The sequence below is a fragment of the Pseudoduganella namucuonensis genome (genome assembly GCF_900116645.1).
Taxonomy (GTDB): domain Bacteria; phylum Pseudomonadota; class Gammaproteobacteria; order Burkholderiales; family Burkholderiaceae_D; genus Rugamonas; species Rugamonas namucuonensis.
Genome location: NZ_FPBO01000051.1, coordinates 39,588 through 50,256, shown reverse-complemented (window position 1 = coordinate 50,256; position 10,669 = coordinate 39,588). Strand labels below are relative to the sequence as shown.

Sequence of the window (10,669 nt, the reverse complement as noted above, 5' to 3'; positions counted from 1 at the left end):
GCGCATCAATACACCAACGACACTACTGAAAGCAGCGGTCGGCGTATTTCCACACCTAGCCGCGACATAGCCTTTTTTTTCGCTACGCGTTATTACCAAATATACATTCTTGCCGCGATCCGGCACACTGGACGTTTCCCTGCGAACGGTTCGGCTAAGCGATGGATCATCTTCCGTACAGTCATCTTGGCGCCATCTGGCTGAGCGTCCTGCTCGCCTATGTGATCTTCTCCATCGCCGGTTTCGGCACCGCCCTGGTGGCCAGTCCCGTGCTGGCGCAGTTCATGCCGGTGGCGCACATCGTTCCCCTGCTGGCCTTGCTGGACTTCTTCGCCGCCGCCAGCAATTTGCTGCGGCACGGTCGCAGCGCGGAGCTCGGCGAATTGCGGCGCCTGGTCCCGATGATGGTGGCCGGCAGCGCGCTGGGCGCGTGCATCCTGCTGTTCACCAAGGCCGCTTTCTTGTTGCTGCTGCTCGGCGTGTTCGTCGTCGCCTACGCGCTGTATTCATTGAGCGGCTACAAACCCGCGCGGCGCTTCGCCCCGTCGCTGGCCCGGCCGTTCGGCCTGATAGGCGGCGTGTTCAGCGCCTTGTTCGGCAGCGGCGGCTTCATTTATTCGATCTACCTGGGCGGGCGCATCGAGGACAAGGACAGCATCCGGGTCACGCAAAGCACGCTGATCGGGCTCAGCACCCTGACCCGGCTGGTGTTCTTCCTGCTGGCCGGGGTCTACGCCGACGCGGGCATCCTGGGCATGGCGCTGTTCCTGTCCACGGCCATGCTGTGCGGCGTCCACGCCGGGCGCCGCATCACGCTGCGCTTGAGCCGGGAGCAATTCCTCAAGGTGGTCAACGTGCTGGTGCTGTGCTCCGGCGTGTTCCTGCTGGTCCGTTATTTCTCGTCGCCGCCGTAGACGCGTGCGCGCCGCGGGCCCGCGCGCTTGCTGTGCTGTAATATGGCCCGATAGCGGAGGAAATATGGACCATGGTTACCAAGTGATCGCGACGTTTCTCGTGCCGATGGAGGCCCACCTGGCGCGCGGCTGCCTGGCCGCCGCCGGCATCCCCGCCGTGCTCGCCGACGACCACCTGACGCAAACCCATTTGCTGCTGGCCCCCGCCATCGGCGGCACGCGCGTCATGGTGCCGGAGCGCTACGCGGCGCAAGCGCGCGAGACGCTGGCCGCCTACGAGCGCGGCGAATACGCGCTGCCGGAGGACGCTAACGTCGAGTCGGTGATTCCGCTGCGCTGAGTCAGTCGCGTTGACACCGTCATCCACATCAAGAGCGCGTACGACCGATATTTTGGAGAGCCATGCGGCGGCGAATGCCATAACATCGGCCGAAGGTCATACCGCCTAGCAGAAATCCCGGCTGGCGGTGGGCAGGCGGCCCAGCAGGTGGCTCATGTCCACCAGGCGCTTGGCCACCAGGTGGCGCACGATGCCCTCCTGTTGCCACACGCCGTACACGCCCAGCAGCGGCGCGCCCAGCACTTCCTTGCGCTGCTGCTCGACCAGCGCCGGCCAGATAATGACGTTCACATTGCCGGTCTCGTCCTCGATGGTGATGAACAGCACGCCCTTGGCCGTGCCCGGCCGCTGCCGCACGGTGACGATGCCGCAGGCGCGCGCCAGTTGGCCGTTGGTGTAGGTGTTCAAGGTGGACGCCGGCAGGAAGCGCTGGGCCAGCAGTTGCGGACGCAGCAGCGCCAGCGGGTGGCGGCCCAGCGTCATGCCCTGCGCGCGATAATCGCCGAGGATGTCGTCGCCCTCGCTGGGCGGCCTGAGCCGCGGGGCCTCCTCGTCCGGTTCGGTGGGACGCAGCAGGTCCTTGTCCGGCACGGCGCCCACCGCCTCCCACAAGGCCTGGCGGCGGTTGCCGGCCAGGCCGTGCAAGGCGTTGGCGCCGGCCAGCACTTGCAGGTCGTGCCGGTCCAGGTCGGCGCGCCGCGCCAGGTCGGCCACGCTGGCGTAGGGCCGCACGGCGCGCGCCATTTCGATGCGCTCGGCGCTCTCGGGCCGCATGCCGCGCAGCACGGAAAAGCCCAGCCGCACGGCGGGCTGGCCGCGCGGACCGGTCTCCTCCTCCAGCGCCGAATCCCAGCCACTGATGGCCACGTCGGCCGGACGCACGACGACGCCGTGGCGCTTGGCGTCCTGCACCAGCTGGGACGGGCCGTAGAAGCCCAACGGCTGGCTGTTGAGCAAGGCGCACAGGAAGGCGGCCGGCTCGTGGCATTTGATCCAGGAGCTGGCGTAGGTCAGCAAGGCGAAACTGGCGGCGTGCGACTCGGGGAAGCCGTATTCGCCGAAGCCCTGGATCTGCTTGCAGATGGCCTGCGCGAATTCCAGCGGGTAGTCGTTTTTCGTCATCCCCGCAATGATGTCTTCCTCGTACTTCTCCATGCCCCCTTTGCGCTTCCACGCCGCCATCGCGCGCCGCAACTGGTCCGCCTTGCCCGCCGAGAAATCGGCGGCGATCATCGCGATCTGCATGACCTGCTCCTGGAAGATCGGCACCCCCAGCGTACGCTGCAGGGCCTCCTCCAGGCGTGGTTGATACTCCACCAGTTCCGGATTCATGCGGCGCTGGAGATAGGGATGGACCATGCCGCCCTGGATCGGTCCGGGCCGCACCAGGGCCACCTCCACCACCAGGTCGTAGAACGTCCTCGGCCGCAAACGCGGCAGCATGCTCATCTGAGCGCGCGACTCGATCTGGAACACGCCGATGGTGTCGGCCTCGCACATCATGTCGTAGGTCCGCGTGTCCTCGCGCGGAATATCCTGCAGCCGGAACTGCTCGCCGCGCCGCTGGCCGATCAACTCCAGCGAGCGGCGCAGCGCGGACAGCATGCCCAGCGCCAGCACGTCCACCTTCAGCAGGCCCAGTTCCTCCAGGTCGTCCTTGTCCCACTGGATCACGCTGCGGTCCACCATGGTGGCGTTCTCGATCGGCACCAGGCGCGACAGCTTGTCCTTGGCGATCACGAAACCGCCCACGTGCTGCGACAGATGGCGCGGCATGCCGAGGAACTGGTACGCCAGCGAGGCCCATTGCTTGGCCAGCATGGATTCCGGGTCCAGGCCGCATTCGCCCAGCCGTCCCAGCAAGTCCTTCCTGCTGTCGAACCAGCGGTGCGACTTGGCCACTTTTTCCACGATCGCCAGGTCCACGCCCAGCGCCTTGCCGCTGTCGCGCAGCGCGCTCTTGGGGCGGTAGCAGATCACGGTGGCGGCCAGCGCCGCGCGGTGGCGGCCGTATTTGGTGTAGATGTACTGGATGACCTCCTCGCGCCGCTGGTGCTCGAAGTCCACGTCGATGTCGGGCGGCTCGGCGCGCTCGCGCGAGATGAAGCGCCCCACCAGCAGCTTGCTCTCGGCCGGATTCACCTCCGTCACGCCCAGGCAGTAGCAGACGGCGGAATTGGCCGCCGATCCCCTGCCCTGGCACAGGATGCCCAGCGAGCGGGCGTGGCGCACGATGTCGTACACGGTGAGGAAGTAGAACTCGTAGCCCAGTTCGGCGATCAGGGTCAGCTCCTGTTCGACCTGGTCGCGCACCTTTTCCGGTATGCCGTGCGGGTAGCGGTCCTGCTGCGCGCAACGGTAGGTTTCCTGGCGCAGATAGCTGGCCGGCGTGTGGCCGGCCGGCACCAGCTCGTGCGGGTACTCGTACCTCAGCTCGTCCAGCGAAAACGCGCACAGCCCCGCCATGCGCACGGTTTCGTCCAGCGCCGCGCGTGGAAACAGATTGGCCAGCCGCAGCCGCGAGCGCAGGTGCTGCTCGGCGTTCTGCGCCAGCTCGTAGCCGCACTCCGACACGGGACGGCCGACGCGCACGGCGGTCAGGGTGTCCAGCAGGGGCTTGCGCGAGCGCACGTGCATGCGCACGTCGCCCACCGCCACCACCGGCAGGCCGTGCTGCCACGCCACCTCGTCGATGCCCATGCGGTGCGCCTCGTCGAAGGCGTGCTGCAACAGGCTCAGGCCGATCCAGGCGCGGCCGGGGAACTGGGCCGCCATCCACGCGGCCTGCAGGTGCAACCGGTCGACGTCCTCCGGCTGGTCGGACGGATAGCGCGGCAGCAACACCATCAGGCAGTGCGGCAAGCCCTTCAGGTGGGCCTGGGCCGCCAACGGCGCGGCGAAGTCGTCCGGGCGCAGCAGGTAGCTGCCCTTGGCCACCTCCGCCCGGGTGCGGCCAAGGGTGATGAGTTCGGACAGGTTGCCGTAGCCCTCGCGGTTTTGCGCCAGCGCCAGCAGCGACAGGCCGGGCGTGCCGTCCGGATCGGTCAGGTGGAAATGGGCTCCAATCAGCAGCGGCAATCCGGCCCGCTTGGCCACCCCGTGCGCCCGCACCACGCCCGCCAGCGAGCACTCGTCGGTGATCGCCAGCGCGGCGTAGTCCAGCCGCAAGGCGCGCTCGACCAGCTCCTCGGCGTGCGAGGCGCCTTGCAGGAATGAAAAGTTCGTCAGGCAGAACAGCTCCGCGTACGGGGGCAAGCCGGCCGCTGGCGACGGATTTGGGGGCGGCATGGTTGTTGTACTGTATATAAATACAGTATTTTACCCGCTTCCGGCCGCCACGCACAGCCCGCGCGGTCCTGCGGAGTTGTTGCGCGCGACGCGTATCGATTAGAATTCCGGCAATTTTTCCACCGGAGATACACTTGTTTTCGACTTCCGCACTACGCAAAGCAGTACTCATCAGCCTGTACGGCGGCGCCGCGCTGGCCGTCCTGCCGCACGCGCAGGCCCAGACCGCCACCGAGCCGGCCGCCGCGCCGGTGCAGACCGTGAACATCGTCGGCTCGCGCCGCGCCGCCAGCTCGGCCACCGACACCGTGGTGCCGGTCGACATCATCCCGATGAACAAGACCGCCGAGCAGGGCGCCCAGTTCGACCTGGCGCAGGCGCTGACCTATATCTCGCCCTCCTTCAACTCCACCCGCCAGACCGGCGCGGACGGCGCCGACCTGGTCGACTCCGCCGCGCTGCGCGGCCTGGGCTCGGACCAGACCCTGGTGCTGGTGAACGGCAAGCGCCGCCACACCACGGCCTTGGTCAACCTGTTCGGCGCGCGCAACCGCGGCAACACCGGCACCGACATGAACGCGATCCCGCTGCTGGCCATCAAGGACGTGCAGGTGCTGCGCGACGGCGCGGCCGCCCAGTACGGCTCGGACGCGATCGCCGGCGTGATGGACATCGGCCTGAAGAAGAGCCTGGGCTGCGAGGCCGTCGCCGGCTACGGCCAGTACGCCGAGGGCGACGGCAAGAACTACCTGGCGTCCGCCTACTGCGGCGTGGCGCTGGGCGGCGGCGTGGTCGGCGTCACCGGCGAATACCTGGACCGCGGCCGCTCCAACCGCGCCGAGGCGGGCAATCCGCGCACCATCGGCGACACCAAGGTCGAGAACCAGACCCTGTACGTGAACGGCGAGCTGCCCACCGTCCCGGGCGGCAAGTTCTACTTCACCGGCGGCGCGCAGACCCGCGACGCCTCCAGCGCGGCCTGGTCGCGCGGCGGCGTGGGCAGCGACGACATCCCGTCGCGCAACTCGGCGGCCATGTACCCGAACGGCTTCGTGCCCTACATCGACGGCGCCATCGACGACCGCTACGCGACCGTCGGCCACCGCGCGCGGATCGGCGACTGGAACGCGGACTTCTCGCAGACCTACGGCTACAACAAGATGATGTACAACATCAACAACACGCTGAACGCGTCCATCGCCAACGCCGACCTGGTCAAGGGCGGCCGGGGCGTCAGCCCGTCGGCCTTCGACGCGGGCGGCTTCTCGTTCCGGCAGATGACCACCAACGCCGACTTCAGCCGCTACTACGACGGCGTGATGAACGGCCTGAACGTGGCCTTCGGCGCCGAGTACCGCGGCGAGCGGTACAAGATCTTCGCCGGCGAGCCGGGCTCTTGGATCGACGCCGACGGTGTCGGCTTCGGCGGCAACGCCGGCAGCCAGGGCTTCCCCGGATTCCAGCCGGCCGACGCCACCAACGCCAAGCGCCACAGCACGGCCGCCTACCTGGACCTGGAGCTGGACCTGAGCGAGCGCGTCAAGCTGCAGGGCGCCGTGCGCCACGAGCGCTACAGCGACTTCGGCTCGACCACCACCGGCAAGCTGGCCGGCGGTTTCCGCGCCGCGCCGGCGCTGCTGCTGCGCGGCTCGGCCTCCACCGGCTTCCGCGCGCCTTCGCTGCAGCAGGTGTATTTCTCGTCCACCTTCACCGACTTCATCAGCGGCGTGCCGACCGACGTGGTGCTCGCGCCCAACGGCGGCGCGGTCGCCAACGCGGCCGGCATTCCGAAACTGAAAGAGGAGAAGTCGACCAGCTTCACGCTGGGCACGACCTGGACGCCGACGCCGGCGCTGTCGGTCACGGCCGACCTGTACGACATCAAGATCAAGGACCGCATCGTGCTGTCGGGCCGCTTCAACGCCGGCAACTACCCCGAGCTGGCCGGCCGCCTGGCCGCGCTGGGCGTGGGCGAGGCGCAGTTCTTCGTCAACTCGGTGGACACCAAGACCCAGGGCCTGGATCTGACCGCGTCGCACAAGGCGACGCTGGGCGGCAACCGCCTGACCACCTTCCTGGCCATGAACCTCAGCAAGACCGAGGTGACCGGCATCCACGCGCCGGCCTCGCTGCGCGGCTACGAGGACGTGTTGCTGTCCGAGCGCGAGCGCCTGTTCATCGAGCAGGGCGGCCCGCGCCGCAAGGCCACGCTGGGCTTCACCTACGCCACCGGGCCGGTCGAGACCGACTTCAAGATCATCCATTTCGGACCGCAGACCCTGGGCACCTTCAGCGGCACGGCCGGCGGCGTGCCGAACGCGAAGTACGAGGCCAAGACCTCGGCCGACCTGAGCCTGACCTACAGCGTCGGCAAGAACGCCAAGCTCACCTTCGGCGGCGCCAACATCTTCAACGTCAAGCCGAGCGCGCAGAACCCGGACGAGACCGACAACGGCTTCAAGTACGACAGCGTGCAGTTCGGCCTGAACGGCGCGTCCTACTTCGGCCGCCTGTGGGTCAAGTTCTAAGCCAAACCACGAGCCTTCGAACGCCCCGTTTCCGGGGCGTTTTTTTTGGCATGTACGGCTATAGCAATTTGCTATAAGCTGTCCATATGCACTTGATATCAAACAAAGCACTGCTCGACTTCTCGGCAAGGCAACCTGCCGCGCGCATACCGCTACAGACTTGGAGAAAGGCGATAGAAACTCGAAGTTTCGTCAACTATGCCGATATCAAAAACGTCTTCAATGCGACCGACCGCGTTGGCGACTACTACATTTTCGGCATCGGCGGAAACAAGTATCGCGTAATCACCTGGATTAACTTCATCCAGCAAAAAGTGTATGTCCGGCACGTGTTCACTCACCAGGAGTACAACAAATGGAAGCCGTAATGGATCACTCGGTGATCGCGGAGATCACGAATCACTTTACCGCTCTGAAAGCGCATGTCCCTCTGCATACTATTAACTCGGAGAAGGAATACGAAACAGCAATATCCTCACTGAACGCATTGCTGGACGCTGGCGCGGCTGTGGAGGGCCATCCATTGGCCGACCTCGTCAACGCCTTGGGCAACGTGATAGGCGACTACGAAGCAATTCACTACCCGCAAGAGAAAGTGTCGCCAACCGATATGTTACGTTTGATGATGGAACAGCATGGCCTGTCTCAATCAGAAGTGCCCGAAATTGGGGCTCAGAGTGTGGTCTCTGAGATCCTAAGCGGCAAACGCGAGCTCAATGTTCGCCAGATCCGCGCCTTGGCTGAGCGGTTTCATCTGCCACCGTCAGCGTTCATCTAAGCCGTTTCATATCGGACCGGTAACAATGCCGAAGAAGCCCGCGCTTCGCCCGAGCAGAAACCGACAGAACCAACCTTGCTGGAAATGGCAAGACACCGGAACGGCCATGTGCGTGAAAAGGCGCTTCCCTATTTGGCGCAGCTAGGCACGTATGCGGCCATTGTCGAGTTGCTTCACAGGGCGAATGATTGGGTGCCGGAAGTCCGCCATGCCGCGCGCACGGCGTTGCAATCGCGCCAGCGCGAACTGATCGAATTCTCGATCAGCCTGCAGAAAGGAAGCTAGCGGCGCGCCAACCGCCGATCATAGGTTTATTGCCCCAGCGCGCGCAGCTCGCGGCCCATGTTGGCGATGGCGAGGGCGTTGTATTGCTCGGCGAAGAAGGCGTCGCCGAACAGCGTGCCGTCGAGCGCCTTCTGGCGCAGATAGGTCAGCACTTGGCCGCGCAGCACCGGGTAGCGGTCGGCCGGCACGTGGCGGTATTCCTCGCGGATGCCTTGCGCGTAGTGGCTGTAGACCTCCTCGTCCTGGCCCAGGATGGCCAAGTCGACGCTGAGCATGGTCTGCTTCAGCGGGTGCGACACGGCCGCGCTCTGGAAATGGTCGGTGGCGCGTATCAGCAGCGCGACGTCGTCGGCCATGTCGGCGTCCAGGCCGCTCTTCAGCCACAGCTGCGCGCTCTCCTCCTCGTTCGACAGCGCGCCGCTGACGGCGTGGCTGTAATGGGCGTCGTGGAACCAGAAGGCGGCGCGCACCAGGTTGGCGTCGCGCGCGCTGGGGCCGACGTTGGCGGCCCAGGTGCGGATCTCGGCCAGGCCGTGCACCAGGTGGTCCAGGTTGTGGTACTGGCGCTGCGCGCCGCCGTAGGCGCCGCTGCCGGTCAGGCGCTCGAACCACTGGTCGGCGTGGGCCACGGCCGCCGCGTCGGCCTTGGCGTAGCGCCACAGGCCCTCCCACTCCTTGCGCAGCCAGCTCATGATCCATTCCTGGTAGGCCGGCGGCGGCACGAACTTCTTCATGGTCCAGTTCCAGCCGACCGGCCCCTCGAGCGCCTTGACGAAGCTGGAGCTGACCGAGCCGAGGTCGCGCGGCGGCATCACGAACATGGTCTTGGCGCCGCCGATGACGTCCACATTGGTTTGCTGGATCAGGTTCTCGTAGTCGAAGTCGGCGGTGGTGCGGATGCCGCGGATCAGGTAGTCCACGCCGTGCCGCTTGGCCACGCGCGCCGTGTAGTCGCTTTTCACGATCATCACCTGCACGTTGCCCCAGCCGCGCTCGGCGCAGCTGCGGGCGATGATGTCCTTGCGCTGCTCGGCCGAGAACTTGGGCTGCTTGGCCGAGTTCTCGGACAGGAACACCACCACCTCGTCGGCGATCTCGCGCGCCTCGCCGATGACCCACATGTGGCCGTTGGTGATCGGGTCCAGGGTGCCCGAAAAGCCGATTTTCTTCATGCGCCGCTCCGCTGACTATGTCAAAACGACATTCTAGCCGGGCGCGGCCTTTCCGGTGGTGGGAAACGCGACTTCGACCAGCAGCCCGCCCAGCCGGGCCGACTGCTCCAGCGACAGGGTGGCGCCGTGGCGCTCGGCGATGGCCTTGATGATGGCCAGGCCCAGGCCGCTGCCGCCGGCCGCGCTGCCGGGCACGCGGTAGAAGCGGCTGAACACCCGTTCGCGCTCCTCCGGCGAGATGCCGGGTCCGCTGTCCTCGACGCGCAGCACGGCGCCGGCGCCGGCGCGCCGCACCTCGACGTCGACCGTGCCGCCGGCCGGCGTGTACTTGATGGCGTTGTCGACCAGGTTGCGCAGCATGATCAGCAGCGCGTCCGCCTGGCCGTCCACGACGGCCTCGTCCGCGTGGTGCAGGCCGAGGTCGATGTCGCGCGCCTGGGCCGCGCCAGCCAGGTCGCCCAGCGTGCGCTTGGCCAGGTCGGCCAGGTTCACCTGCTCGAATTTGTGCTCGCCGCCGGCCTCCTGCCGCGCCAGCACCAGCAACTGCTCGACCAAGCGCGTGGCGCGCTCGATGCCGGCCGTCAGGCGGCCCACGGCCACGGCGCGCGCCTCGGGCGTGTCGGCGCGGTGCAGGCTGAGCGCCTGCAGCTTCAGCGCCGCCAGCGGCGAACGCAGCTCGTGGGCGGCGTCGGCCACGAAGTGCTGCTGCGCCTCGAAGGCGGTGCGCACCCGGCCGAACAGCAGGTTCAGCTCCTGCACCAGCGGGCGCACCTCGTCCGGCAGGTCGTTCTCGGAGACGGGCGACAGGTCGTCGGCCTGGCGCGCGGCGACCTGCTTGCGCACCCGCGACACCGGCGCCAGCGAGCCGCTGACCACCCACCACACCACCAGCATCAGCAGCGGCGCCATCATGGCGATCGGCGCCACGGTGCGCAGCGCCAGCGCGCCGGCCATGCGCTGGCGCACCGCCATGTCCTGCGCGATCTGCACGGTCTGGCTGCTGGTCTGCACCGAGAACACGCGGTAGGTGGCGCCGCGCACGCGCACGTTGGAAAAGCCCAGCACGGCGCGCTGCGGCAGCTCGGCGCGCGACAGCGAGCGGAAGATCTGCACGCCGTCCGGCGTCCACACCTGCACCACCATGTCGTCGTTGCCGACGTCGGCCGAGCCGTCGCCCTGGTTGGACAGCGGCGCGCCGGAGCGCAGCGACAGCGCCATCTGCTGCATGTGGTAGTCGAAGATCTCGTCCGCGTCGTTGCGGGCGCTGCGGTAGGCGATGATGGCCTGGCCCAGCGCCGTCAGCATGATGGCCGCCAGCAGGAACCACAGCAGGCGTCCACGCAACGAGTGCGTGACGGGCATCT

The 10,669-nt window shown here is 67.1% G+C and carries 9 protein-coding genes; 6 read left to right on the top strand and 3 right to left on the bottom strand.

Annotated features, from left to right (window positions below; translation table 11 throughout):
* Window positions 1-161: 161 nt before the first annotated feature.
* Together BM436_RS32860 and BM436_RS32855 are read left to right on the top strand one after the other, a co-directional pair.
* Window positions 162-914 (top strand): sulfite exporter TauE/SafE family protein, encoded by a 753-nt coding sequence (locus BM436_RS32860; protein ID WP_093560807.1) that lies wholly within the window; start codon window positions 162-164, stop codon window positions 912-914.
* A 64-nt stretch (window positions 915-978) separates the two neighbouring features.
* Window positions 979-1,254 (top strand): putative signal transducing protein, encoded by a 276-nt coding sequence (locus tag BM436_RS32855; RefSeq protein ID WP_093560805.1) that lies wholly within the window; start codon window positions 979-981, stop codon window positions 1,252-1,254.
* A 105-nt stretch (window positions 1,255-1,359) separates the two neighbouring features.
* On the opposite strand, the gene BM436_RS32850 is transcribed toward BM436_RS32855, so the two are convergent.
* Window positions 1,360-4,542: an error-prone DNA polymerase gene (locus BM436_RS32850; RefSeq protein WP_093560803.1), complete on the bottom strand. Its 3,183-nt coding sequence runs from the start codon at window positions 4,540-4,542 to the stop codon at window positions 1,360-1,362.
* Between the two features lie 134 nt (window positions 4,543-4,676).
* Here BM436_RS32850 and BM436_RS32845 point away from each other — a divergent pair, with 134 nt between their 5' ends.
* From BM436_RS32845 to BM436_RS36625, 4 genes are all read left to right on the top strand, one after another.
* A complete protein-coding gene (locus BM436_RS32845; protein WP_093560801.1) occupies window positions 4,677-7,070 on the top strand; it encodes a TonB-dependent receptor plug domain-containing protein in 2,394 nt (797 codons plus the stop codon).
* A gap of 86 nt (window positions 7,071-7,156) precedes the next feature.
* Window positions 7,157-7,438 (top strand): type II toxin-antitoxin system HigB family toxin, encoded by a 282-nt coding sequence (locus BM436_RS32840; protein ID WP_093560799.1) that lies wholly within the window; start codon window positions 7,157-7,159, stop codon window positions 7,436-7,438.
* Complete coding sequence (locus tag BM436_RS32835) at window positions 7,426-7,848, top strand: helix-turn-helix domain-containing protein (RefSeq protein WP_093560797.1); 423 nt, start codon at window positions 7,426-7,428, stop codon at window positions 7,846-7,848. Before BM436_RS32840 ends, BM436_RS32835 begins: the two co-directional genes overlap by 13 nt.
* A gap of 75 nt (window positions 7,849-7,923) precedes the next feature.
* The gene (locus BM436_RS36625) at window positions 7,924-8,133 is read left to right on the top strand and encodes a hypothetical protein (RefSeq protein WP_143133415.1); all 210 of its coding nucleotides are present in this window, start codon (window positions 7,924-7,926) and stop codon (window positions 8,131-8,133) included.
* Window positions 8,134-8,159: 26 nt separating this feature from the next.
* Here the strand turns inward: BM436_RS36625 and coaD are convergent, their stop codons facing one another.
* Entirely contained in the window at window positions 8,160-9,305 is a 1,146-nt protein-coding gene (gene coaD, locus BM436_RS32830; RefSeq protein ID WP_093560795.1) for a pantetheine-phosphate adenylyltransferase, read from the bottom strand.
* Window positions 9,306-9,338: 33 nt separating this feature from the next.
* Window positions 9,339-10,667 (bottom strand): ATP-binding protein, encoded by a 1,329-nt coding sequence (locus BM436_RS32825; protein WP_371859699.1) that lies wholly within the window; start codon window positions 10,665-10,667, stop codon window positions 9,339-9,341.
* Window positions 10,668-10,669: the final 2 nt, after the last annotated feature.